General features: G+C 41.7%; 21 protein-coding genes. 8 read left to right on the top strand and 13 right to left on the bottom strand.

The window, feature by feature from the left end; genetic code table 11:
* Window positions 1-58: 58 nt before the first annotated feature.
* Together BEGALDRAFT_RS09970 and BEGALDRAFT_RS19610 are read right to left on the bottom strand one after the other, a co-directional pair.
* Window positions 59-868: a M48 family metallopeptidase gene (locus tag BEGALDRAFT_RS09970; RefSeq protein WP_002686140.1), complete on the bottom strand. Its 810-nt coding sequence runs from the start codon at window positions 866-868 to the stop codon at window positions 59-61.
* A complete protein-coding gene (locus tag BEGALDRAFT_RS19610) occupies window positions 861-989 on the bottom strand; it encodes a hypothetical protein (protein ID WP_269719551.1) in 129 nt (42 codons plus the stop codon). The genes BEGALDRAFT_RS09970 and BEGALDRAFT_RS19610 overlap by 8 nt, the downstream gene beginning before the upstream one ends.
* A gap of 64 nt (window positions 990-1,053) precedes the next feature.
* Between BEGALDRAFT_RS19610 and hisN the strand changes: the two genes are divergently transcribed.
* Both hisN and BEGALDRAFT_RS09960 read left to right on the top strand, forming a co-directional pair.
* Window positions 1,054-1,836, top strand: a complete 783-nt coding sequence (gene hisN, locus BEGALDRAFT_RS09965; protein ID WP_002686139.1) for a histidinol-phosphatase — start codon at window positions 1,054-1,056, stop codon at window positions 1,834-1,836.
* Between the two features lie 160 nt (window positions 1,837-1,996).
* The gene (locus tag BEGALDRAFT_RS09960) at window positions 1,997-3,838 is read left to right on the top strand and encodes a tetratricopeptide repeat protein (RefSeq protein ID WP_002686138.1); all 1,842 of its coding nucleotides are present in this window, start codon (window positions 1,997-1,999) and stop codon (window positions 3,836-3,838) included.
* Between the two features lie 137 nt (window positions 3,839-3,975).
* Here BEGALDRAFT_RS09960 and BEGALDRAFT_RS09955 read toward each other — a convergent pair whose 3' ends face one another.
* Window positions 3,976-4,947, bottom strand: a complete 972-nt coding sequence (locus tag BEGALDRAFT_RS09955; protein ID WP_002686137.1) for a lysylphosphatidylglycerol synthase transmembrane domain-containing protein — start codon at window positions 4,945-4,947, stop codon at window positions 3,976-3,978.
* A gap of 257 nt (window positions 4,948-5,204) precedes the next feature.
* Between BEGALDRAFT_RS09955 and pap the strand changes: the two genes are divergently transcribed.
* The gene (gene pap / locus BEGALDRAFT_RS09950) at window positions 5,205-6,800 is read left to right on the top strand and encodes a polyphosphate:AMP phosphotransferase (protein WP_002686136.1); all 1,596 of its coding nucleotides are present in this window, start codon (window positions 5,205-5,207) and stop codon (window positions 6,798-6,800) included.
* A gap of 63 nt (window positions 6,801-6,863) precedes the next feature.
* Window positions 6,864-7,379 (top strand): phosphohistidine phosphatase SixA, encoded by a 516-nt coding sequence (gene sixA, locus BEGALDRAFT_RS09945; RefSeq protein ID WP_002686135.1) that lies wholly within the window; start codon window positions 6,864-6,866, stop codon window positions 7,377-7,379.
* A 290-nt stretch (window positions 7,380-7,669) separates the two neighbouring features.
* Here the strand turns inward: sixA and BEGALDRAFT_RS09940 are convergent, their stop codons facing one another.
* Together BEGALDRAFT_RS09940 and BEGALDRAFT_RS09935 are read right to left on the bottom strand one after the other, a co-directional pair.
* Window positions 7,670-9,358 carry an RICIN domain-containing protein gene (locus BEGALDRAFT_RS09940; protein WP_002686134.1) on the bottom strand — a complete coding sequence of 563 codons (1,689 nt, stop codon included), beginning with the start codon at window positions 9,356-9,358 and terminating at the stop codon, window positions 7,670-7,672.
* Between the two features lie 134 nt (window positions 9,359-9,492).
* Complete coding sequence (locus tag BEGALDRAFT_RS09935) at window positions 9,493-10,572, bottom strand: hypothetical protein (protein WP_002686133.1); 1,080 nt, start codon at window positions 10,570-10,572, stop codon at window positions 9,493-9,495.
* Between the two features lie 315 nt (window positions 10,573-10,887).
* Here BEGALDRAFT_RS09935 and icmF point away from each other — a divergent pair, with 315 nt between their 5' ends.
* Together icmF and BEGALDRAFT_RS09925 are read left to right on the top strand one after the other, a co-directional pair.
* Window positions 10,888-14,166, top strand: a complete 3,279-nt coding sequence (gene icmF / locus BEGALDRAFT_RS09930) for a fused isobutyryl-CoA mutase/GTPase IcmF (protein WP_002686132.1) — start codon at window positions 10,888-10,890, stop codon at window positions 14,164-14,166.
* A gap of 505 nt (window positions 14,167-14,671) precedes the next feature.
* On the top strand, window positions 14,672-15,835 hold the full coding sequence (locus BEGALDRAFT_RS09925) for a GNAT family N-acetyltransferase (RefSeq protein WP_002686131.1): 1,164 nt from the start codon (window positions 14,672-14,674) through the stop codon (window positions 15,833-15,835).
* A gap of 2 nt (window positions 15,836-15,837) precedes the next feature.
* On the opposite strand, the gene BEGALDRAFT_RS18215 is transcribed toward BEGALDRAFT_RS09925, so the two are convergent.
* On the bottom strand, window positions 15,838-16,599 hold the full coding sequence (locus BEGALDRAFT_RS18215) for an RDD family protein (RefSeq protein WP_002686130.1): 762 nt from the start codon (window positions 16,597-16,599) through the stop codon (window positions 15,838-15,840).
* Between the two features lie 160 nt (window positions 16,600-16,759).
* A complete protein-coding gene (locus BEGALDRAFT_RS09915) occupies window positions 16,760-17,140 on the bottom strand; it encodes a RidA family protein (RefSeq protein ID WP_002686129.1) in 381 nt (126 codons plus the stop codon).
* 189 nt (window positions 17,141-17,329) lie between these two features.
* Between BEGALDRAFT_RS09915 and BEGALDRAFT_RS09910 the strand changes: the two genes are divergently transcribed.
* Window positions 17,330-20,194: a two-partner secretion domain-containing protein gene (locus BEGALDRAFT_RS09910; protein ID WP_002686128.1), complete on the top strand. Its 2,865-nt coding sequence runs from the start codon at window positions 17,330-17,332 to the stop codon at window positions 20,192-20,194.
* Between the two features lie 32 nt (window positions 20,195-20,226).
* The gene (locus BEGALDRAFT_RS09905) at window positions 20,227-21,312 is read left to right on the top strand and encodes a glycosyltransferase (protein ID WP_002686127.1); all 1,086 of its coding nucleotides are present in this window, start codon (window positions 20,227-20,229) and stop codon (window positions 21,310-21,312) included.
* A gap of 241 nt (window positions 21,313-21,553) precedes the next feature.
* On the opposite strand, the gene mltG is transcribed toward BEGALDRAFT_RS09905, so the two are convergent.
* The 6 genes from mltG to fabD form a co-directional block, all read right to left on the bottom strand.
* Window positions 21,554-22,651, bottom strand: a complete 1,098-nt coding sequence (mltG, locus tag BEGALDRAFT_RS09900) for an endolytic transglycosylase MltG (RefSeq protein ID WP_002686126.1) — start codon at window positions 22,649-22,651, stop codon at window positions 21,554-21,556.
* On the bottom strand, window positions 22,626-23,456 hold the full coding sequence (gene pabC, locus BEGALDRAFT_RS09895) for an aminodeoxychorismate lyase (RefSeq protein WP_002686125.1): 831 nt from the start codon (window positions 23,454-23,456) through the stop codon (window positions 22,626-22,628). Before pabC ends, mltG begins: the two co-directional genes overlap by 26 nt.
* A gap of 23 nt (window positions 23,457-23,479) precedes the next feature.
* On the bottom strand, window positions 23,480-24,724 hold the full coding sequence (fabF, locus tag BEGALDRAFT_RS09890; RefSeq protein ID WP_002686124.1) for a beta-ketoacyl-ACP synthase II: 1,245 nt from the start codon (window positions 24,722-24,724) through the stop codon (window positions 23,480-23,482).
* 67 nt (window positions 24,725-24,791) lie between these two features.
* Complete coding sequence (acpP, locus tag BEGALDRAFT_RS09885; protein WP_002686123.1) at window positions 24,792-25,028, bottom strand: acyl carrier protein; 237 nt, start codon at window positions 25,026-25,028, stop codon at window positions 24,792-24,794.
* A gap of 171 nt (window positions 25,029-25,199) precedes the next feature.
* Window positions 25,200-25,940, bottom strand: coding sequence for a 3-oxoacyl-ACP reductase FabG (gene fabG, locus BEGALDRAFT_RS09880; RefSeq protein ID WP_002686122.1), 741 nt, complete (start codon window positions 25,938-25,940; stop codon window positions 25,200-25,202).
* Window position 25,941: 1 nt separating this feature from the next.
* Complete coding sequence (gene fabD / locus BEGALDRAFT_RS09875; protein WP_002686121.1) at window positions 25,942-26,883, bottom strand: ACP S-malonyltransferase; 942 nt, start codon at window positions 26,881-26,883, stop codon at window positions 25,942-25,944.
* Window positions 26,884-26,912: the final 29 nt, after the last annotated feature.

Here is a 26,912-nt window from a genome sequence, read left to right as displayed (position 1 = left end):
TGAAAATTCTGATTCAGGCAAGCTGTTGTCTTTTTTAAAAAATATCGCCAAACCCAGCTTATTTACCCTTGCTACAATATTGCTCTCGCACCTTTAATGCCTCTGGCATCCACTCATTAAACTGAGTAATCCGTGTGTCATGGCTAGGATGTGTCGACGTAAATTCAGCAGGTGCTTTTCCACCATTCGCTTTGCCCATACGCTCCCACAATTTAGGGGCTTCGCGGGGGTCAAAGCAAGCACGGGCGGCATAAATTAACCCCATATAATCTGCTTCTGATTCATGCTCACGAGAAAAGGGCAACATCATGCCATACTGCGCCCCAACGCCTAACGCGCCCATAATTAATTGACGCTTTCCAGCATCCATTTCCCCTAAAGAACTACTAACCGCTAACATGCCTAAATTTTTTAACTTCTGATATGCCATTCGCTCTGCGCCATGTCGCGCAATTGCGTGCGCAATTTCATGTCCCATAATAATTGCTAACCCATTCGCGTTTTCTGCTACAGGAATAATGCCTGTATAAACTGCAACTTTCCCACCTGGTAAGGCGAAGGCATTGACTTGGGGAGAATTAATAACGTTAAACTCCCACTTAAAATCCGTTTCATCCGCAACAGCCGCTAACCGTTGACCAATGGTGCGCACGTTATCGACCAACTTTCCCGAAGCAACTACCTTTTCTTTCTGCAAAATATCCTGATACGCTTTTGCGCCTAGTACCATTTCATCCTTACGGCTCATATCAACTAGTTGAGACCGTCCTGTTAATGGCACAGTTTCTTGATGAGAAAAATAAAAATAAACGGCATAAATGAGGAACACTATGAGAGGAAGTCCAAAAAAGCTCGATTTTTCAAACATAATAAAAACTCCTATAGGCAAATGGCTGACTGGCGGGCATCATATCTACGTCAAATAAAATGCGGATAATGCTGATACCTAACAAGGCTAAAGGCTTATACGCCAGTTGTACGGCAAACAACGACAATAATCCATTTTATTCAAAGGTTTCTTTTTACCTATTTACTACCGAATGCGTCACTATAATGATGAAACCAGTAATTAATGCACAATTATTTGATTTTATAAATCAAATGGCAAATGCAAGCGCAACAATTATTAAAAGCTACTTTCGCACCCATTTAACCGTTGATGATAAACCCGATACTAGCCCCGTCACTTTGGCAGATAAAGCCGTTGAACAAAAATTACGGGAGATGATAGAAAAAAATTATCCACATGATGGCATTTATGGAGAAGAGTTTGGCACTAAGAATGAAAATGCGGAATTTACATGGGTTATAGACCCGATTGATGGCACGAAATCATTTATTACAGGAAAGCCTTTATTTGGCACTTTGATTGCCTTAATCCATCAAGGCAAACCCATTCTAGGCTTATTAGACCAACCTATTTTAAAAGAACGCTGGATAGGCGGACAGCATTTACCGACGACATTAAACGGTCATCCGATTCATGTTCGCGCTTGTACGGACATTAAAAAAGCTGCCTTATACGCGACAACGCCCGCGATGTTTCTTGGGGCTGATTTTGAAGCCTTCGGACGGGTACGTGATACAGTCAAAATGACTATTTACGGTGGAGATTGTTACGCCTACGCACTGTTAGCAACAGGATTTGTAGATTTAGTCATAGAATCTTCATTAAAACCCTATGATTATTGTGCGCTCGCGCCAATTGTAGAAAATGCAGGGGGGATTATGACTGATTGGCAAGGACAGCCATTAACCATCCATTCCGATGGACGAGTGATTGCTGCAGGCGATGCACACACCCATCAACAAGCCTTAAACTTGTTACAACAATAACATTAACGTACAGACTTACTAAACGGATAGTATCACTTCAAGCGGTATTATCCGTTTTTATCTAATCAAAATTAACAGGGGTTTCCAAATGAAAAAGACCCGTTAGATTTTGAAAATTGGACTGAATTTAGGTTATTTTTAACTATAAAGAGAGAAAATAATGCGTAAAACAGCCAAAGAGGTCATAGATACCCTTGATAAAGTCATTCAATTACAACCTGATAATGCTGAAGCATGGCTACAGCGTGGGTCTGCACTCATTGCTTTAAGTCGCTATGAAGAAGCAATCGAATGTTTTGATAAAGTTATTCAATTACAACCTAATAATCCTGATGCATGGTTACAGCGCGGATTTGCTCTTGGTGTCTTAACCCATTATCAAGCAGCAACAGAAAACTTTGATAAAACCGTTAAATTACAAGCTGATAATACTAAAGCATGGGATTATAACGGGGTTACACGCATTGTTTTAAGTCATTATGAAAGGGCACTGGAAGATTCTGACAAAATCATTCAATTACAGCCTAATAATGCTACAGCATGGCTGGATCGTGGGTTTGCACTCGGTGCTTTAAATCGCTATGAAGAGGCAATAGAAAGTTTTAATAAAGTCATTAAATTACAGATTGATAATGCTGATGCATGGGAGGAGAGTCGGGTTGCACTCGCTACTTTAACCCATTATGAGGAGGCACTAGAAAATTTTAATAAAGCCTATCAATTACAGTCTGATAATACTGAGAGATGGGATATTGCACTAGCAACTTTAACCCATTATAAGGAGGAACTAGAAACTTTTGACAAAGTCATTCAATTACAGCCTGATAATGCTGAAGCATGGCTGGGTCGTGGGGTTGCGCTCAGAGCTTTAACTCGTGATGAAGACGCAATAGAGGCTTTTGACAAAGTCATTCAATTACAGCCTGATAATGCCGAGGCATGGCATAATCGGGGCAATGCACTCAGTATTTTAACGCGTTATGAAGAGGCGATAGAGACTTTTGATAAAGTCATTCAATTACAACCTGATAATGCTGAAACGTGGAATAATCAGGGATATGCGCTCAATGCCTTAACGCGCTATGAAGAGGCAATAAAAGCTTTTAACAAAGCTGTTCAATTACAGCCTGATAACGCTGAAATATGGTTTAACCGTGGGATTGCACTCTCTAATTTAGCCCGTTATCAGGAAGCCATAGAAAGCTATGATAAAGCGATTCAATTCAAACCTGATTTAGCGACTGCATGGAGTAGCCGAGGGGTTGCGCTCTTTCATTCAGCCCGCTATGAAGAAGCGATAGAAAGTTGTGATAAAGCGATTCAATTCAACCCTGATTTAGCTAATGCGTGGTATAACCGTGGACTTGCACTTCGTCATTTAGTTCGCTATGAAGAAGCAATAGAAAGTTACGATAAAGCCATTGAATGCAAACCTGATTTCGCTGATGCTTGGAATAACCGAGGGATTGTACTTAACTATCTAGCTCGCTATAAAGAATCAGTAGAAAGTTTTGATAAAGTCATTCAGCTCAAGCCTAATGATGCGCTTGCATGGAGTAATTACGGGGTAAGTTTATGGAGGCTGTCAGGGCTACCAACTACAAAAATCGCTGAAGTTTTTGCGCGTGCATTAGCAATACAACCTAATCATTTGCTTGCTTTAGGCAACGATATTGAATTAGCACTTGTTCAAAATGATTTAAACCGAATGCAACAACGTTTAGCCGTTATGCTACCTATCTTAAATAATCGGGTACAAGAGTTTGCCATTATTCCTTTTCTTCAATGGATAGCAAATCCCGAATCCTCTTTAAAACCACTATTAACAGCGATTCAACAACTTTCACCCACTGTTAAAATAAATTGGGATTTTAATAATCTGCAACCTATTATCCTGCAACTTTCTTCTAAACATCAACAAATTGCACAACAGTTTATTGTTTATTTTCAAAGGAAAATTTCATTTGAAACCCTGCAAGAAACAATAAGCGACTTGAATTAGGATTAACAAGATTTTCAAGATAAAATCAGTTTAACGTTTTTAATCCGCTTAATCCTGATTCAGACAAAATAAAAACCTGCTAAGTTTTCAAAACCTAACAGGTTCTTTTTTATTTCAAGAATCTCGATAGAATCAAATTACTGCCCCTCAACTTGCGGATTTCTCGACAAATGAAAACCACAATACAAAGTCACTAAACCGCCTTGAATCCCTAAGACAATAAACTGTACTAACTGCAAGACTAAAGAATAGGCTACAGCCTCACTCGTTCCAACGTCATACAGCTTTAAGGCTAAAATCGCCGCTACTTGATAAATACCTATGTAACTGGGTGCAGAAGGCAAAGAAGCCCCTAGCATAATAAAAACCCCAACAGTAATCGCGGCACTATAAGGCAACTCCCAACCAAACGCCGCCATCACCTGCCACATAATGTAATAATCCCCTAAAAATACGATTAAGGTCAGCGGAACAACTGTTAAGGCATAAGGTGCTTGACGAAAATCTATAACACCTTGTAAACCATGACAATACAAATGCAGTAAACGGATTTGCCAATGACGATGAAAATGCCATTGCTTTGCAGACTGCAACAATTTATCGGCTAAAAATAATAATCCTAATAAAACAAGGATACAGAGCACAAAAATACCAATCGCACCAATGCCGATACTTGCATCTAAACGGCTACCATGTAACCAAATCACAAATAACATAAAGATTCCAACAAGCATCATATCTAACATACGGTCAATCACCGCACTAGATAACGCTTTACCAAAGGGAATGCCTAAAAAATGATGCAATGCCAAAACGCGCAAAACTTCCCCCGCACGCAAGGGATAAATCATATTTCCTAAAAACCCAATTGCCGCCGCCTGCCAAAAGGCTTTGAATTGCGATATTGATACGTTATTAATCAATAACCAACGTAAAGCACGTAATGCAACAACGCCCAAAATTCCCAACATTGCAACAACAACATGTGCATAAGACAATTGCGTCAACGCATTAACAAAAGCCTGCCAATCCAATCGCCATAACACCACAACCAGCAATATCAGACTAAACAATGTCCCAGCAATAATAACGATGCGTTTTCTATTCATGAAATTCTCTGAGCAAAACGTGCAAATGACGCTCTGCAACAATAAAAAAACTAAATAACCCCTAATATTTAACATTAATAAAGCATATTATCATACTCACGATGACGCATAAGACCCGTATCGCCGTAAAATAACAAGGTGCGACAAAGACAAGGCGTTCTTTCCCCCCCAGAATGAATGCCCAATCCTGACAACCAATAAACAACGCACCATAAACAACACACATAACATTATTGACTGAATCATAGAGGGCGCATATGTTTGAAGCTGTTGAATTAGGAAGAAAAGTAAACAAAGAAGAATACAAAGCACTCTTACCTGAATTACGAGCAGGCTTGCTACAAGCTCAATTTGCACTGAGCAAAACCAACGCACCTGTGATTATCATTATTTCAGGCGTTAATGCCGCAGGACGTGGCGAAACAGTCAACGCACTGAATGAATGGCTAGACACACGCGGACTTGAAACCATTTCCCTAGACACGCTCACCGACGAAGAACGCGAACGCCCTTATGGCTGGCGATTCTGGCGTAATTTACCCGCACGCGGTCGAGTTGGCGTTTTTTTCGGTGGTTGGTACGCTGATATTATTGACAAATATGCCATGAACGAAGTCGACTTAAGTTTTTTCGACGAAAGTTTGGTTGCGATACGCCGTTTTGAAAACATGCTGGTTGAAGATGGGGCGATTATTTTTAAATTCTGGTTACACTTATCCCAAAAATCTCAAGCCAAACGGTTAAAAAAACTAGAAAAAGACCCCAACAGCATCCGCAGTGTCTCCAGCAGCGATTGGGAACTTGCCGAACATTACGACGCATTCGCAAGAGCGGCAGAACGTGCTATTCGTCACACTGATTCAGGGGCTGCCCCTTGGACATTAGTAGAAGCAACTGACGAACGTTATCGCAATATCACCGTTGCACGTACTATTCTCGAAACCCTACAAAAATTCATCAACTATCAAGAAAAAAGCAAACAAGCTGATAGCCTCAACGCCCTACAATCCGCTGAACAACTGCGTATCGATGACGACCAAATTGCCCCCAGCAATACCCTTGTTGCTCAATTCAACACCCCACTAACCATCTTAGACCGTGTTGACTTAAACCAAAGCATTAGCGGGAAAAAATACAATGAAGAACTATCCCATTATCAAGGTAAACTCCACCGCTTAAGCTGGCTCGCCAATCATGAAAAACTCTCCACCGTCATCGTCTTTGAAGGCTGGGACGCAGCAGGTAAAGGGGGCGCGATTCGCCGATTAACCCAAGCCTTAGATGCTCGTCTCTATCGCGTTATTTCCACCGCTGCACCCACAGATGAAGAACGCGCCCATCATTACTTATGGCGATTCTGGCGACATGTGCCCCGTGCAGGACGCTTCACCCTTTATGACCGCTCATGGTATGGGCGCGTGCTTGTCGAGCGAGTAGAAGGCTTTGCACAAGAACATGAATGGAAACGCGCTTACCTAGAAATTAACAGTTTTGAAGAACAACTCGTCGAATCCTTTTTACAAAACGTTGACGAATCCCGCGTTTATGGCGGTGGGGTTGTCATCAAATTCTGGTTACATATTAGTAAAGAAGAACAACTCCGTCGTTTCGAAGAGCGTGAAGTGATTGCTTACAAACAGCACAAAATCACCAGCGAAGATTGGCGTAACCGTGAAAAATGGGATAAATACGCACTGGCAGTAAATGACATGGTTTCGCGCACAAGTACCGATTACGCACCATGGAAATTAATTGCCGCAAACGATAAACAATGGGCGCGGATTGAAGTGCTAAAAACCGTCTGTGAATGCTTAGAAAAAGCCTTAGACACCCGTAAACAACAGAAGAAATAGCCAGTAACTGCTAAATATCTGAATGATTTTCCGTATCAACAAGCGTATTAAAAGGATTGAATCATGAACGTATTACTTGTCCGTCATGCCATTGCAGAAGAACGAGATGAGTTTGCGATGACAGGCAAAAGCGACGATTTACGCCCACTGACACCAAAGGGCATCAATAAAATGCATAAAAATGCCGCTGGCATTAAAACGCAACTGCCGACAATTCAACAGATATTTAGCAGTCCACTTGTGCGTGCCGTACAAACCGCAGATATTCTGTCGGAATATTACCCTGAAGCACATCGCCATTGTTTACCCTCTCTCTCCCCTGACCGCTCTATGCATGATGTGCTAAATACTTTACAAACAGAAGCTTATACAAATCACACGATTGCATTAGTAGGGCATGAGCCTGATTTATGCGAGCTAGCCACATGGTTACTGACAGGACATGTCAATGATTGGTTGCCGTTTAAAAAAGGGGGGGCTTGTTTATTAAACTTTGACAGTGAAGTAGAAGCAGGACAAGCACAACTCTGTTGGGCTTTAACCCCCAATCAATTAAGAGGATTGATGGTGTTAGATTGATTATAAAACAGAGACCTGCTAGGTTTTTAAAACCGAGTAGGTCTGTCGGAACACGCGAAAAGGTTTGACGGACTGGCAGAGATTACTCTCTTGTTTTTCATCTGGATTCACCAGATAGGATTAAAACATTGTCTGAATCAGGATTTTCAGGATTAACAGGATTTAAAACCCTTAAACCAAAAAGTCAGGTGAATCACGCTTTTTAATCCTGCTAATCCTGAAAATCCTGTGAATCCTGATTCAGACAAGTTGTTGTCTTTTTAAAAGAAACTCGCCGTACTCACGTTGGCTTACTTAAATACCCATTGTTGTTCTAGCGAATCGTTACACGTCCACAAACGAATAGAAGTCATTCCTTCTTCATTATTAGCCCCGTGATTCACCATTGTTAAGCATTTCCCCTCTTCGGTACGAAATTGATGACGCGATTCGTCGTAATACCACACTTGATTAGCCGTTGCTAAACAATCCCAGAAAAAAATGATACTGCCATCGGTATGGCGAAAATTATCATCGATAGACGCATCGATGCAGGTATTTTTAGCAATTTTAATGGCTTGTTCATGATAATTATAACGCCATAATTGTTGTTCTATTGCTTGACAGGCTTGCGTCCATAAAGGCGTTCCATTGCGATAATTTAAAAATGGGGGAGCTTCTAAACATTGCTGATTTGCTTGATTAACTAATTGTTTTTTAGGCGTGTCAAACATCAAAGAAACTTGAAAGGCATAAACGCTTGTCATACCTGTTAACAGGAACAGATAGACTCCCCATAATATTTTTTTGAAATAAGCGGTTAAAAAATAAATCGGTGTAATTGCAAGTAAACTAAAACCGATATAGCCCGCATAGTGACGATATTCAAACCAATAAATACCTGTTTGATGAATATTTAACCACCAACCCGCCCCCAATAGCCCCGCAGTGAGTAATGCAGAGAGAAAAATTAATTTGCTCCATGGGTGATGTCGATAAAAGCCATCATAAGCTCCCATGATTAGGTTAATTACTAAATTCAACCCTGCGAACCAAATAACCGCGTCGGGTAATTCAAAGATATGTGAGGTATTTAATAATTTTTTAAAAAACAAATTAATAAAGTGCAATGGCTCATTAACAGAATACACAGACGCACTGAATAATTGTTGCGTCATTTGTGTATTTAGCAAACTACCTGTATGAATATAATTAAATAGGAAAAAAAGAAGAATGAGCCCTAAAGGTAAACTGGCAACAGGCAGTTGACGTAACCAATTAATTAATACGCGCTTAGTAGGATTACAATAGGCAAAAAATACTGTGCTATAGCAAATCACCAACATGTAAGCATTAGTATATTTAGTTAAAAACCCCAAGACGGCAAAGCCAATCGCAAGCGTTAATTGCATCTTTGTCGGACATTGCCACCAGCGCACTAAGTAAAGTAAACAAAGACTATTCCATAATAAAGGCAAGTAGTTATTATTGAGACCATAACGGCGGTCAGCATCTAATAGCATAATCGTGAGGATTAATCCGTATCCATATTGCGGATTAATGTCTGTTTGTACTGCCAGTGTTCTAAAAACTAACCAGAGAATAATACAAGCTAGTGCAATAAAGAACGGATTAAACAGCCGTAATAGTTTAATTTGATGCGTTGGGGTGACGTTAAACTGTTTTAACAGATAGTTTGGAATGGCTAATAATGCATAATAAACAGGTGGTTGTTGTGCCTGATAAGAGGTTTGTACCCCTTGAATGGGCTTTTTAAACTCTACTGAAGAAATCATTTGCGTATAAGGCGCAAAAGGCTGTGTTGCATCAGGTAACTGCCAATGACTCAGCTGTTCAATATAGTCATAATGCGCCCATTCATCGAGAGGACTCCAAACGGGCTGTCGAACACTATAAAGGCAGTTGAGAACGAAAATACTACAGAACAGAGCAATAAAATAATAAGTTAGGAGGCGAGAAAACGCAGGCGACAATGACATAAGCAACAGCTTTATGAAGTAGAGGAAGACTAGCAGTGCAATACCACTAGCCTTATCTTGATAAGAAACTTAAATTGAGTTTGAACATCAATCAGTGAATTCAGCGAATCATCAATAGATATGATTAAAACGAGTTAAAAAACATTGATATCAATAGATTGTTTGCTGGTAATAATCATTTTATTCGGTAATCGATACCCAAAATAAACGTTTAATAAACCTGTACCAACAAATTGCCCTTTATACAACTCAAAAGGGTGATAAGACTGTAACACAATCCCTTGTTTATATGCCTTTAAACTGTTCGGATTGCCATCCCATAACTCTAAACCTTGCGATGACAACATATAATAAAGTCGTTGTGTTGTGTTGGGCGGTGTATAACTGGCAAAAATAAGTAATTCTACATTTTGTCCAACATGTTGCGAATCAACCTGAATCGCACCTTGAATATCTGCAACACTGCTTAAAGGGTGATTAGTACGTTGTAAATATGCGCCACCTTGGGTAGAAGAAATCCCACCAAAAAACACAGAGCCACCGACAGAGGCTAACCCTAAATTGGGCAAATTGAGCACGCTACTTGTACGTGTATTGCTGCTACTACCATATTCCTCGCCAATCCCATCAATATTTCCACTACCACCTGCCCAAGGACGTTTATTTCTCCAAGCAGTATATAAATTCGTATCACCGATAACAAAAGAAAAACTTAAACTTTCAAAGGTAAAATTCACAGAATTTGCAGGATTATACAAAACAAAATATAAATAACGGGGACTTGTTAATGGTGGCGTTTTACTTCCAATTTTTCCATATAAAGAGAGACTTAAACCACCGCCCGCAGGCTCTAAATCACTGGCATATACATTATTTGTGACTCCAGCAGGGCGTTGTGTAGGTTCATAAATAAAATTTCCGGGGTCATAATCATATGCTTTAAAGCGTACTCGACTGCTAATATCGCCCGCGCTTCCCTGCCAAAGATTAGACTCTCCCCCAATACTAACGCCAGTTGCTCCCGGTGGAGCTAACACACGAATACGCAATGCTTGCCCTGTATAAACAGGACGACGTTCATTAATAACGACTTTATCTTCTAAATTAACTGCACGACTAGAATAACGTACATCAATAAATGAAGAACTGTCCGTCACACTTGGATAACGTTTTGCGTTTAATTCAGGTAAAACATAATCATTTGCCCAAAGCATGTGTTGATACTCCTTAGTGCTTAATATTACATAATTAATTATGATGCGGTTAACTTAGAGTACAGCAAACAAAAAAATTCTGCTTAAATTGGGATATTCGTGCATTGTAGTCTATCTGACAACATGGTCAACGCAATTACCCTATTCTTACATCCCCCTCACTATCATGACTATTAACTAAACACAACTGAATCAACATAAACCACAAATAAATTCAATTTGACGTTGACGTAAACGCTAGTAAAATCTATTTCATTAAAGTAATTATATAAAAATAAAGAAATAACATCATCACCAACATGAGGAGCGTCATTCATGACGAAAGCTAAACACATCCCCCATACCCCCGAAGTCTATCAAGCAACCCATAAAATCCGCTTTGTCACCGCAACCAGCTTATTTGATGGACATGATGCAGCCGTCAACATCATGCGCAGAATTCTGCAAACCTCAGGCGCAGAAGTCATTCATTTAGGACATAACCGCTCTGTTGACGAAATTGTCAACGCCGCCATTCAAGAAGATGTGCAAGGTATCGCCGTCAGTTCTTACCAAGGCGGACATATTGAATACTTTAAATACATGATAGACCTACTCAAGGAGCGCGGTTGCCCACAAATAAAAGTCTTTGGGGGGGGCGGTGGTGTTATTGTTCCCGCAGAAATTCAAGAATTACAAAGTTACGGCGTAACGCGCCTCTATTCGCCCGAAGATGGGCAAAAAATGGGCTTGCAAGGCATGATTAACGACATGCTTAAACGATGCGATACCGACCTGAGCACTAGCTACCCATTACCCGATTTACAACAACTGGAACAAGGGGATTGGTTAGCATTATCGCGTTTAATCACTGCCTTAGAAAATCAAAAACTACCCGAACCCTTTTATCAACAACTGCATGATAAAGCTCGTGCGATGATTCGCCCCTTGCCTGTTATCGGTATTACAGGCACAGGCGGTGCGGGAAAATCTTCTTTAACCGATGAATTAATTCGCCGTTTTCGCCTAGACCATCAAGACGCATTAAAAATTGCCATCATCGCCATAGACCCATCACGGCGCAAAAGTGGTGGCGCATTGCTAGGCGACCGTATCCGCATGAATGCAATTGATTTTTCACAGATTTATATGCGCTCATTAGCAACCCGTAGCAGTGCAGGCAATGAAATTCCTGATAATCTTGCCGATATTATCGCCCTTACTAAACTGGCTAATTTTGACCTCATCATTGTTGAAACTTCAGGCATAGGACAAGGCGATGCGGCAATTGTTCCACACGTCGATATCCCTATGTACGTGATGACCCCCGAATTTGGCGCGGCGAGCCAATTAGAAAAAATCGACATGCTCGATTTTGCCGACATCATCGCCATTAACAAATTTGACCGCAAAGGCGCGAAGGATGCCGTGCGCGATGTTCGTAAACAAGTCCAACGCAACCGCCAAGCCTTTACCCAAAGCGTCGATGAAATGCCTGTTTATGGCACAATTGCCGCCCGCTTTAATGACGATGGTATCACCGCCCTTTATCAAGGCGTTATCGACCTCATTGGCGAAAAATTACAGATTCAATGGCAAACAGGGGGCAAACTTGAACGGGTGAATGTGCGCGAATCTTCCGACACAACTGTCATTATTCCCCCCGCTCGTCAACGCTATTTAGCCGAAATTGCCGACACTGTACGTGATTATCACAAAACTATTAAACAGCAAGCACAAATTGCCCGCGAGCGTCAGCAATTGCAAGCCACACAAACCATGCTCGCCAAAGCTGGGGAAACCGTGCCAACACTGGCAGATTTAATCCAGAAAAAAGACCAACAACTAGATGGACGTGCACGAAAATTATTAGACATCTGGGCAGCCGTAAAAGCCAGTTATGCGGGCGATGAGTACGTAGTAAAAATCCGCGATAAGGAAATTCGTACTAAATTAACCCACACTTCTTTATCAGGCTCACGTATTCCCAAAGTCTGCCTGCCTCCTTATGAAGACCATGGCGAACTATTAACATGGTTACTCAAAGAAAATTTACCCGGTAGTTTTCCCTACACGGCGGGCGTATTTGCTTTTAAACGCGAAAATGAAGACCCTACCCGCATGTTTGCAGGCGAGGGCGACGCATTCCGCACCAACAAACGCTTTCACTATTTATCTAAAGATTCCCCTGCAAAACGGCTTTCGACCGCTTTTGATTCCGTGACTTTATACGGTTGCGACCCAGACCAACGCCCAGATATTTATGGAAAAGTTGGCAATTCAGGCGTATCGATTGCAACGTTAGACGACATGAAAGTGTTATATAGCGGGTTTGATTTATGTTGCCCCAATACTTCCGTCTCCATGACAATTAATGGTCCAGCACCGACCATTTTAGCGATGTTTTTAAACACGGCGTTTGACCAACAAATAGAACGCTTTGAAAAGGAAAATAAACGCTTACCCAGTGATGAAGAAATCGACAAAATTAAAGCATGGGTATTAGAAAACATGCGCGGCACGGTGCAAGCTGATATTCTCAAAGAAGACCAAGGGCAAAACACCTGCATTTTTTCCACCGAATTCAGTTTAAAAGTCATGGGCGATATTCAAGAATATTTCGTCCATCACGGCGTGCGCAATTTCTACTCGGTCTCAATTTCTGGCTATCACATTGCCGAAGCGGGGGCGAATCCCATTTCACAATTAGCTTTTACCCTTGCTAATGGCTTCACTTATGTAGAAACTTACTTAGCACGTGGTATGCACATTGATGATTTTGCGCCAAATTTATCCTTTTTCTTCTCCAATGGCATGGATCCAGAATATACGGTGATGGGACGAGTTGCGCGACGAATTTGGGCTGTTGCGATGCGCTTTAAATACGGCGCGAATGAACGTAGTCAAAAACTCAAATATCATATTCAAACCTCTGGGCGTTCACTGCACGCGCAAGAAATGTCCTTTAATGACATCCGCACCACTTTACAAGCCCTGATTGCGATTTATGACAACTGCAATAGTTTACATACGAATGCTTACGACGAAGCCGTAACCACGCCGACAGAAGATTCAGTCCGCCGTGCAATGGCAATTCAGATGATTATCAATCGAGAATGGGGATTAGCGAAAAATGAAAACCCGTTACAAGGGTCTTTCATTATCGATGAACTCACGGATTTAGTAGAAGAAGCTGTTTTAAAAGAGTTTGAGCGAATTGCTGAACGTGGTGGTGTATTGGGTGCGATGGAAACAGGATATCAGCGCGGAAAAATTCAAGAAGAATCCTTGCATTATGAAATGTTGAAACACGATGGTACGTTGCCCTTGATTGGCGTGAATACCTTCCGCAACCCCCATGCAGACGAGTTAGAAATAAAAGTTGAACTTGCCCGTTCAACTGAAGCCGAAAAACAGAGCCAGTTAGCCCGCTTAAATGAGTTTCAACAACGCCATCAAGCGGAAGCCACCGCTATGCTTGCCCGTTTACAACAAGCGGCGATTAAACACGACAATGTTTTTGCTGTTTTAGTGGATGCCGTACGTTGTTGTTCTTTAGGACAGATTACCCAAGCGTTATTTGAAGTTGGCGGAAAATATCGGCGGAATATGTAACCTGAGTTTAGCAAGATTTATAAAACAAAACAGAGACCTGCTAGGTTTTGAAAACCTAGCAGGTCTTTTTTTGTCTGAATCAGAATTCACAGAATTTTCAGAATTAGCAGCATTAAAAAGCATGATTCGCATTAATTTCTTGGTTTAAGGGGTTTAAATTCTGTGAATTCTGATTCAGACAAGCCGTTGTCTTTTTAAAAGAAACTCGTAAAACTCAGGTTAAGTATAGTAAACGTACGATAAAACGACACCAAGGACTGGCAGTCCTCACAGGACTGCCAGTCCTAGATTTAAATCACTTTCTTGCTTGTGCTAAACAAATCTTAAGGCTTTTGTCTGAAATCCTGATTCAGGCAATTTTTTAATCTTATCTGGTGAATCCTGATTCAGAATATCCTCTCATTCTCTTACTTTTGTAAAAAATCTATTGTGTGAGTCGTATTTAGCCCCATACTGCAAAACAAGCGTTGTTCTTCATCCTCCCTTGTTCTCTCAACACGTTGCTATGAATACACCACACACCCTATTAATTAACTATAGTCAATCACTTGCTCATGTTTCTGCGGTGGAATGGAATCAATTACGTGGCATGGAAAACCCTTTTTTACATCATGAGTTTTTGCTTGCTTTAGAGGAACAAGGGTGTTTGCATCAGTATGGTTGGCAACCGTTTCATGTACTTGTGCATAGTGAACAACGGCTTGTTGGTGCGATGCCATTATATTTAAAGCTAAATTCTTACGGCGAATTTGTGTTTGATTGGTCGTGGGCAGATGCGTATCAGCGTGTGACAGGGAAATCTTATTATCCTAAGTTAGTGAGTACGACTCCTTACACGCCTGCAACAGGGGCACGTTTGCTGATTGCACCTGATATTGATTGGGACACTATTGCACATTTATTGTTAGATGGTGCGCTGGCTTTAGCGAAAAAATTAGATGTTTCAGGCTTACATGTGCTCTTTACCGATTGTATGGACACGGATTTTTTAATTGAGCAACGTCAATTTCAATCCCGTTTAGGGTATCAGTTTCATTGGGATAATGAGGATTATCAGGATTTTGATGATTTTTTGAGCAAATTGACTTCTAAACGACGAAAACAGATTAAAAAAGAACGTCGTGAAGCGTTGCAATCAGGATTAACGATAGAAATTTTAGATGGACATCAAGCAACTGCACAGCATTGGGAAATTTTTCACAATTTTTATTGCTCAACGTTTGAGCGAAAATCTGGCGTGCCTACGTTAAGTCTTGAGTTTTTTAAAATGATAGGTTCAAGTATGCCTGACAACATTGTGTTAGTCATGGCACGAATGCAAGATGAATATGTTGCCAGTGCCTTTAATTTGCGGGGGACTCATACGCTTTATGGGCGACATTGGGGCTGTAATGCGCATTTTCCGCATTTACATTTTGAATTGTGTTATTACCAAACGATTGATTATTGCATTCGTCATGGGTTAACGCGATTTGAAGCAGGGGCGCAGGGCGAGCATAAAATCAGTCGCGGTTTTTTACCTACGCCGACTTGGTCAGCGCATTGGTTAGCGGATAACCGTTTTAGTCAAATTGTGCAACGTTTTTTGACCCAAGAAACCCCTGCGATAGAAGCTTATATGGCAGAATTATGGGAACATTCCCCCTTCAAGGAGGAGGAAGAGGAGTGATATTAAACACGAATAATTAATGTACCCGCTAAAATATCATGTAGTCCCTGTTTTCTCTGCGTAAAAGCAACCATAATAAAACCGAGGAATAAAATAATTGCTGACAATATTTTGCTGAAATAACGACCTGTTGCGCGTAAAAAGCTAATTCGCTCGCCTGCTAAATCCACTACTTTTAAACCCAGTAACCGCTTACCAATTGTGGATTGCTTCTCTGAGGATTCACTTAAAGTGAAATATAGCCATTGTACAAGCAGGTTTAAAAATTCCAGTCCTGAATAAATAAAATTTCCCCCGAAAAAAAACACCAATATAACGCTGATAATCCAAATCAAAATGCCACAGATTATACCGTCCACTATCATGGCAAAAAACCGTCGCCAAAAACCACCATATTTCACATCAGATGAATTAAAGCTGGTTTTTAAACTTGCTTGAGGCGTTGCATAAGGATTATGGGCGGGAGCGGTTGCGATTTTTGCAGTGCTTGCGACGTTAGTCGGTTGCGATTTTGCAATATGTGTGATGCTGCCTAACTCTCGGTCGTAACTCTTCCGTTGGTGTTCATTGCTTAATACGGTATAAGCGGTTTTAATTTCTTCTAATGTCTGCTTTAACTTCAATTTTTCTTGTGCTTGTTGCCCACTTGGTAACGTTGCATAACGGTTTTTTAAAACATTCAGTTTATTTTGTGCTGCATTACGAATAGTTTGCGTATCAGCACTGCGTGCAACTTCCAGAATTTCATAATAATTTTTGCTCATCTAATTATCCATCTGTGTTTCATCATGTTTTATAGTATCTTCATGTTGTTTATTATCTCGTATTTTTATGACAAATAGTGAGTAATAAACGTGAAAGCAGAGGGTTAGCGGTCAAATACTGTTTTAACGACAGAGTCAACCGCCAAACAAGACAAAATGATTAAACAATCGCCGTTGCTTCAATCTCTACTAAATAGTCATCATTAACTAATTTAGAAATTTCTAACACGGTGGTTGCAGGACGAATTGTGCTAAACACTTCACCATGTGCTTTACCAACAGCTTGCCACTGACTGATATTCGTTACATAAATACGAGTACGGACGACATTTTCTAACGTCGCGCCTGCGTCTTTTAGGGCTTTCTCAATCTTTTGTAAAATAAACTGTGCTTGTTGATAAGGGTCATCTTTTCCAACCACGCCATTATCACCCGCTGCAACTGTGCCACTGACTTCAATGACATTTCCCACCCGCACGGCGCGAGAATAACCGACGGTTGCTTCCCAAGGAGACCCACTAGAGATTAATTGGTGTTGCATAATGTCCTCAAATGATTGCTAATTAATTATTGTCGCTTTTGCCGAATCCGCAGGAGGCAGTCTCGGCATAAAGTCCGCATAATATACCGATATTTGCCGTGAAAAGATTCTTTATCCATGCACAAACCTGACAAAAAAGATTGAATCAACTCGTTAGCCTCTATTTATTCATAAAGTGTGAGGAATAAAATGATAACTAATTATTTTCGCTATTTATTTATCAGCGGAATACTGATAAATAGTGCATTTGTACAAGCAGATGTGGTGATAGATAGTAGTTTAGGAACGGTATCAGAACCGACACGTTTAGAAGCTGTGCTCATTACAGCGATACCAACCCCAATGGAACAAGCAACAACACTCATTACGGTAACACCTAATTTAGGCGTACAAGTAGGAAGCAATTTATTTTATAGTTTTAAAGACTTTAATATCACAGCGAATGAAATTGTCAATTTTGCCTTAACACCAAATGATAACAGTGTGCATAACATTATTAATCGAGTAACGGGGGGAACGCCTTCGCTGATTAATGGTGCAATTGTTTCTGATTTACAAAACGGCAATTTATTTTTTATCAATCCTGATGGGGTTTTATTGGGTGAACATGCTCAAATTGGCTTATTCAGTTCGTTTCATATTTCTACCGCTGACACCTTATTTCTGGGTCAGGAGGGCGAGTTTAATGCCCGTCATCCTGAACAATCTATCCTAAGCAGTGCCCAACCCAGTGCCTATGGTTTTTTAACCGATACGCCTGCGCCAATTAATTTACAAGACAGCATTATCTTAGCGATTGATAATAATATTTCTCTCGTAGGGGGTGATATTCAAATCGATAACAGCACGTTGTGGGCGGTCTCGAAAGAAATTGCGTTAGTCAGTTTAGGCAGCCATGGCAACATCAGCTTTGATTTAAATGACACTCAAGAAGGCAGTATTAAAATTGATGCAACGCAACGCGGTAATTTACGATTGAACAATAGCAACCTCATTGTTTCAGCAGGACAACTTGAGGATGAAAGTATTGTTACGAACACCCAAAAATCAGGCAATATCTATATTTATGCGGGAGAGTTTTACAGTCAAGACAGTATTATGATAAGCGGTGGCGTGTTGAATATCACTGTTGAGGATATTGGGGCTTATCAAATTAATGCCAATCTTGTAAATAATGAAGACAGTGGCAATATTTTTATGCAACTCAACTCGTTGCATTTAAAAGATAGTTTTATCGCAACTTTGACCAATGGTAGCGGAGACGGGGGAGATATTTATATCACGGCAACCGATAGCGTGGAGATTGAAGGCACACGTGCTGATGCGATTAATACAGAGATGATACTCACTAGCCAAATTAGCGCAAATACGTTGAGCACGAAAGCGGATGCAGGCAATGCAGGTATGATTTACATTGAAACCGCAACGCTTAATTTGCGCGATGGCGGAAAAATAGAAAGTTCTTCCTCTGGCAGTGGTAGTGCAGGAGGCATTTTTATTAAAGCGCAAGATATGAATATTTTAGGCAGTGCCACTGTTACAACGGATGATAATCCCTACAGTGGTGTTTTTGTAAATGCCTTAGATACTTCTATACAGGCGGGCAATGCGGGATTAATTACCATTGAGACCAATAATTTAAATATGAGTCAAGGCGGGCTGATTAGCAGTAGTACCGTCGGCAGTGGCGAAGGAGGCATTATTTATTTAACGATTAACGGTAAGCTTAGTATTGGTGATGGAAATACCATTAACCCGCTGATTAATGCTGAAGATTTATTAAATACCACTGCACACAAATCAGGCAAAATCGGCATTATTCTCACGTCAGGCTCAACCGATAACGATACAGAAGAAAATACATTACAACCCATCACCACCAGCGGAATTTTAGCCGCCTCAAGTAATCATGGGAATGCAGGTTCTATTCTTATTAACGCGCAAGAGGTTGCGTTAAATAATGGTTTTATCACAACAATTACCTTAGGTGCAGGTAATGCAGGCAGTATTGATATTAACGCCAATAATTTATCGATGAAAAACGCCGCTAATATTTCCAGTCCAACAGAAGGGCGTGGCAATGGTGGGGCTTTATCACTGACGATTAAAGACACTTTAAATCTACAAGGGGGGGAATCAAAACAAGCCTTTTTCTATCCGACAACCATTTTAGTGAGTTCTGGCAATAACAACCTAGAACAAGCAGGGCAAGCAGGACAGATTAATATTAATGCGGATACGCTCATCATTCATGATGCCATTATCTCCAGCGCGACCGCAGGCACAGGCAATGGTAATCAGATGACCATTAACGCCAAACAAATAGAAATCAGTGGACAGGCAAAATTAAATAATAGCATTGATACAGCGGGTATTTATGCCAGTTCAGAAAGTGCAAATCCTAACGCGGGACGTGCAGGCGAAATTTATATAACCACTCAAATTCTTACCTTGAAAGATTCAGGCAGTATCAACACAGCAACACAAAATGCAGACGGTGGCAGTATTTTTACCACAGTAGAACAACAGTTATATCTCCGTGATGGTGGTAATATCACAACCAGCGTTAGCGGTGGTACAGGTAATGGTGGCAATATTACTATTCAATACCCCCAATTTGTCGTTATCAATCATGGACAAATTGTGGCACAAGCGACAGAAGGTAATGGCGGCAATATCAACATTGCAACAGAACAATTTCTAGCCTCTACAGAAGCAAACACACTCATCGATGCCAGTTCACAAAAAGGCATTTCAGGACAAGTCGTGATTACTTCGCCCATCGTCGACATCAGTGGCAATGTTATCAGCCTACCAAGCAATTTTTTAAATGCCACCAATCAACTACAAGCCCAATGCCATGAACTGGGCGAACAATTAGAAAGCCGTTTTTTAGTCCATAGTTTACAAGGCATAGGACAACGCCCAAAAGAATTACGCACAAAAGGCTATATTCCCACACCGACAAACCGTTCCCCCCAAACCAAACAATTACTCTCTGAACTCAATGGACAACTCTTTGTACAAGTTCATTGTCGAAAAAGAACCACATAACAGCCTTAGCGCATCGTAAATTTATTCAACTTATGACAAATTCATTTCTTATTTTGCATGATTACTTTGAATCGTTAGAAGGAGGCGGGCGACTCTGTAATTTATTAGCGCGTCACTCAGCGGGAGCAATTGCTTACGGTTTTGCCCGTGAAAATCATCCGTTTCTACAAGGCATTACGCAACAATATGATTTAAAAGCACGAAGTAATTTGCCACTCTGGCGACAATTTAAATTAACCCGTGCGTTTGAAAGCAAAAAAACAGATTTTATTAAGCATTACAATACACTTTTATACAGTGGTTTTTATACCCCGCTTGCTATTCATCGACACCCACAAGCACAACACATTTTCTACTGCCACACGCCCCCCCGTTTTATTTATGACCAAGCCGATTTTTACTTAAGCCAAACCCCGCGCCCTTTACGCTTTGCCTTAAAAGCCTTTATCCGCTATTTACAACCTCGTTATGAAACCGCTATCGGGCAAATGTCACAAATTATTGCCAATTCCTACAATGTACAACAGCGTATTCAGCACTATTTAGGAAAATCAGCAACGGTTATTTATCCCCCCTGTGATACAGAACAATTCAAATGGTTAGGACAGAAAAACTATTATTTATCAATAGCACGTTTAGACCCCTTAAAACGAGTTGATAAAATTATTGAAGCGTTTTTAAAAATGCCTGATAAACAATTAATTGTTGCGTCAGGTGGTCAAGAATTTAATCGCTTAACACATTTAGCACGCAATGCGCCAAATATTCAATTAACGGGCTGGGTTGGGGATGAAACCCTGCACACATTATTAGGCAATGCTATTGCAACGCTGTATTTAGCAAAAGCGGAAGATTTCGGGATGTCGCCTATAGAATCTATGGCAGCGGGAAAGCCTGTTATCGGTGTTGCTGAAGGGGGATTATTAGAAAGCATTATCCCTGAACGGACAGGGCTTTTATTACCGACTGATTTTACAGTAGAGATGATTTGCGATGCGGTGCAATTATTAGATGCTGATTATGCCTTGCGCTTACGCGAATATTGCGAGCAACAAGCTCAACAGTTTGATATTAGCGTTTTCTTACAGCAAATGGAGAAGGTTATTAACCCAACTTGAGCTCTGCGAGTTTTATAAAATAAAACAGAGACCTGCTAGGTTTTGAAACCCTAGTAGGTCTTTTTTTGTCTGAATCAGAATTCACAGAATTTTCAGAATTAGCAGAATTAAAAAACGTGATTCGCATTAATTTCTTGGTTTAAGGGGTTTAAATTCTGTTAATTCTGAAAATTCTGATTCAGACAAGCTGTTGTCTTTTTAAAAGAATCTCGCCGAACTCAGGTTACGTTTACTATAGCTATCAATTCGCTCGACAAGCGGAGCAACTGGGATATTGTCCACACCATTGTCGATATTTTGCGGGGGCTTTATCTTTTAATTGATATTGAATAACCGCACAACTGTGTTCTGTTTGTGTCGCCGAAAAATAATGGCTTCCGTCACCTTTCGCAACAAAGTATAAGCTGTCGCCTTTATCAGGATTAACCGCTGCTTGTAAGGCTGCTTTACTGGGTAAGGCTATCGGGGTCGGTGGCAATCCTGTATAGCGGTAGGTGTTGTAAGGGCTATCAACTTCTAAATCTTTACTGCGAATATTGCCATCATAAGCCTCACCTAATGCATAAATTACCGTTGGGTCGGTTTGTAAGCGCATCCCTTTTTGTAAACGGCGGATAAATACGCCCGCAATTTGTGCGCGTTCGCTGGCAACCCCTGTTTCTTTTTCTACGATTGAGGCAAGCGTTAAGGCTTCATAAGGTGTCTTAAGTGGTAAATTGTCAACTCGTTGTTGCCACGCAGTTTCTAATTCTGTTGCCATCAGTTGATAGGCGCGTTGAAGAAATGCGACATCGGTTGTATTCGCGGGGAAGTTGTAAGTATCAGGATAAAATAGACCTTCGGGATATTGTTCATGTTTAATACCGATGGCTTGCATGACGCTGGCAGCATCTAAATTTTTTAGTGTGTGTTTAATTTTGGGATGTGCTTGTACGGCAATGATTAATTCACGAAAGTTAATACCTTCGGGAATGGTCAGGCTGTATTGAATAGTTTTGCCTGAGGTGAAGATTGTGAGCAGTCCTTGTGGGCTAGTGCCTGCGGGAATGGCGTATTCACCCGCTTTGATTTGTTGGGCTTTCTTTTCTAAACGTGCGAGATAAACCCATGCGAAAGCGGTGAGTGTGTCTAGTTGTCCTTGGCGATTAAGGTCTTCCGCAATAGTGTTTAAGCTCGTACCTGTGGGAATTGTGTATTGCCAATCTTCACTGGTGGGCAATGGTGCAGTCAGTCGGTAGGTATAAAGCCAATATGCTCCTGCACAGGCAAGAAGAAGAAAGATAAAAATCAATAATAAAAAAATAGAGAATATTTTACGTAGGCGGGCATTCAGCATCATTAATCATCCACTGTTGCTGTCGAAGGTGATGGCGAAGGGTTTGGCTAACCGTTCCTACCGTATAGTATCGGTTATTCAGTTGGCGAACTGTCCATAGTCCAATTATGCTATTAGTCAGTAAAATTTCATCCGCGTTTAAGCAATCTGTTATGCGGTATTGTCCTTGTACAACGGTATATCCCAGTTGTGGGGCTAGGGTTAAAATCGCACGTCGCATAATGCCTGCAATCCCTGCGTGGCTTAAATCTGGCGTGTGTAAGGTTTGCCCTTTTACCAGAAAGAGATTGGTCATCGTCCCTTCAATCACATTATCTGCTGTATCCAGCATTAAGCCTTCTGCAATGTCCGTTTCATGCCATTCTTGGCGGGCAAGCACTTGTTCTAAGCGGTTAAGATGTTTTAGCCCTGCTAATTGTGGTTGACGGGCTAAACGGGTTTCACAAATGCGTATGGTTACGCCTGTTTGTGCATAATCAGCGGGATAATCGGGATAGGGGTAAGAGAGCCAGATATATTGCGGGTGTGCAGGCTGGGGCGGTCGATAACCACGTCCACCGACACCCCGTGTTATCAGTAGTTTTAGAACACTGCGGGGTGTTGATGGGATAACTTGGATGGCTTGTTGATAAAGTTGGGGTAAGTCTGGGGGGGGGAAACCTAAGCGTTGACAGCCTGCTTGTAATCTTTCACCGTGCCATGCCCAGCAGAGTGGTATTTGTTGTACGGCGTAAGTTTCAAATAAACCATCGCCGTAGTGTAAGCCTCGATCATAAACCGAGAGTGACAGTGTATTGTTTTCGGTCATGATCAAGTCTGTATTCCTGCTAGTTACGTGAGACGCTTAAATATCAGTGTCCCATTTGTACCGCCGAAGCCGAAGGAATTTGATAATGCAACCTCTATCCGCATAGCTTTGGCTTGATGTGGGACAAAATCTAAGCCTGCACATTCGGGGTCGAGATTCACCAAATTAATTGTTGGAGGGGCTACTTGGTCGCGAATACTTAAAATGGTGTAAATCGCTTCAATCCCACCTGCTGCACCTAGTAAATGACCCGTCATAGACTTCGTAGAGCTGACAGCTAATGTGGCGGCGTGGTCTGCAAAGGTCTTTTTAATCGCAAGGGCTTCTATTTTATCGCCTGCGGGGGTAGAAGTTCCGTGTGCATTGATGTAGTCAACCGCTGTCGGATTGAGTTGTGCATCGCGTAAGGCATTGCGCATACAAGCACTCGCCCCTTCTCCACTTTCAGACGGCAGGGTCATGTGATAAGCATCACCGCTCATTCCTGAGCCTACTAATTCCGCATAGATATTCGCGCCACGTCGTTTGGCATGTTCATACTCTTCCAGCACAACCACACCAGCACCATCACCTAAAACGAATCCGTCACGGTCTTTATCCCAAGGTCGGCTGGCTGTTTCAGGGGAGTCGTTACGGGTTGATAATGCCCGTGCTGCGGCAAAGCCACCCAGTCCCATCGGACAACTGGACATTTCCGCACCCCCAGCAACCATGACATCTGCATCACCGTATTGAATTAAACGGGCTGCCCCGCCGATATTGTGAGTACCTGTAGAACAGGCAGTAACAATGGCGTAATTAGGCCCTTTAATGCCGAGCATAATGGAAAGGTTGCCCGCAACCATGTTAATGATATTACTAGGAACGAAGAAGGGGGAGATTTTTCTTGCGCCGCCTGTCATATAAGCGGAGTGCCCTTTTTCAATCCCTGGTAAGCCACCAATCCCTGAACCAATCGCAATGCCGACGCGCTCTGCATTGGCTTCTGTGATTTCTAGCCCTGAATCTTTCATGGCCTGAATGCCTGCAGCGATACCGTAATGGATAAATGTATCCATTTTTTTCGCTTCTTTTGCAGGAATATATTCGGTCACGTCAAATCCTTTGACAGTCCCTGCAAATTGACAAGGGAAGGTGGATATATCGAAGCTCGTAACCGTGGAAATACCACTTTTACCAGCTAGGATGTTATCCCAATTTTCTTTGACGTTTAAACCGACGGGGGAAACCGCGCCTAAACCTGTTACGACAACACGTCTTTTTGTCACTATTACCGTTCCTGAATAAAGTGATGTAGCCGATAGGAGTATCGGCTACCAACTGTGAGGCAAGCTATTACTGCAAGTTTTTGCTGATATAGTCGATGGCTTGTTGCACAGTTGTGATTTTTTCCGCTTCATCGTCGGGAATTTCACAGCCAAACTCTTCTTCTAAAGCCATGACTAATTCCACATTATCAAGAGAATCCGCGCCTAAGTCATCAACGAAAGAAGAGTTATTTTTCACTTCTTCTTCTTTAACGCCTAATTGCTCAACAACGATTTTCTTGACACGTTCCTCAACGGTACTCATAACAAGTTATCCTCCAGGATAAATTAAAAGGCAGACAAGCAGTCTGCTGTCTTTAGGGATGAAAAACTAATTGACTTTCCTTTGCTATCTATTTGGAATAGCAGGGAGAGTTATAAAATAACGCGCATCCAGCAATCAATGATGTTGATGTTCGTTAAACTTAAAACGCTTTTACGCCATGTACATGCCGCCATTGACATGTAGGGTTTCGCCCGTAATATACGCGGCACTCGGAGAAGCTAGAAAAGCTACAGCAGCGGCGATATCTTCTACACTGCCCATGCGCCCTAAAGGAATTTGTTGAATTAAGAAATTCCGTTGTTCATCCGTTAATTTACGGGTCATATCTGTTTCGATAAAACCAGGGGCAATCGCGTTCACGGTAATGCCACGACTGCCGACTTCTTTTGCAAGGGATTTGGTAAAACCAATAACGCCCGCTTTTGCCGCTGCATAGTTTGCCTGTCCTGCGTTTCCTGTCAAGCCTACAACGGAGGTTAGGGTAATAATTCTACCGTGTTTTGCTTTTAACATGGCACGAATGCAGGCTTTACTCAGGCGATAAACTGAGGTGAGATTTGTATTGATAACCGCATCCCAGTCTGCATCATCCATACGCATTAATAAGGTATCACGGGTAATTGCCGCATTGTTAATTAATATGCTGGGCATGTTTTTCCCTAAGGCATCGATAAGCGCGTTAATGGAGTCCGCGCTTCCTACTTCTAAGACCATGCCTTTACCTGTTATGCCTTGTTCGCTGAGGTATTGTTCAATACTATTTGCCCCTTCACTGCTGGTTGCAGTGCCAATGATTTGAGCACCTGCTTGACCTAATGCGAGGGCAATGGCTTTACCAATGCCACGACTTGCCCCTGTGACTAAGGCAATTTCGCCTGTTAATGCTGTCATATTATGCTTGCTCCACCGCTTGTAAGGCTTGTTCTAAACTTTTTAAATCGTAAATCGGGAGTGATTGCATTTCTTTTGCAATGCGTTTGGTTAGTCCTGCCAATACTTTACCAGGGCCACATTCAAATAGGCTGGTAACGCCTTGTTGTGCCATATATTGAACGGTTTCTGTCCAACGCACAGGGCTATAAATTTGACTGACGAGGGCTTGACGGATTTCGCTGGCTTCGCAATGGGTTGCAACATCTACGTTGTGAATGACGGGAATTGTTGGTGCGACGATAGTTACTTGTGCAAGTTTTTCTGCCATTTTTTCCGCAGCAGGGCGCATTAGGTCGCAGTGAACAGGCACGCTGACGGGTAGCAGAATGGCTTTTTTAGCCCCTGCCGCTTTTGCCAATTCTATGGCACGTTCAACGGCGGCTTTTTCACCCGCGACAACCACTTGTCCAGGGGCGTTAAAGTTGACAGCGGCAACAATTTGTCCTTGTGCGGCTTGTTGGCAAGCGGTTTTTAAGGCTTCGTCTTCTAAACCTAAAACAGCAGCGACTGCGCCAGAATGAGGGGCAACTGCATCTCGCATAAATTGTCCGCGTGCTTGCGCGAGTAAAACAGTGTCTGCATAACTGATTGCTTGTGCACAAGTAAGCGCGCTGTACTCGCCAAAACTATGCCCTGCCATGTAGGTGGGTTTGCTCGTTATTTGTGATGACCACACCCGCCAAACAGAGACCCCAGCCGCTAACATGGCAGGTTGCGTTTTATCCGTTTGGTTTAGACTTTCTTCAGGACCTTCTTGGGTGAGTTTCCACAAATCATATCCCAGTGTTTGTGAGGCTTCTTCAAAGGTTTGTTTAACAATGGGGTAGGTATTGGCAAGCTCCGCCAACATGCCAACCGCTTGAGAACCTTGTCCGGGAAATACAAACGTGTATTTAGTCATGGGTAATGTTTGACGTAACAAGTAGATAG

The sequence above is a fragment of the Beggiatoa alba B18LD genome (assembly GCF_000245015.1).
GTDB lineage: Bacteria > Pseudomonadota > Gammaproteobacteria > Beggiatoales > Beggiatoaceae > Beggiatoa > Beggiatoa alba.
The sequence above is the reverse complement of the archived record's forward strand: the minus strand, read 5'-3'. Positions and strand labels throughout refer to the sequence as shown.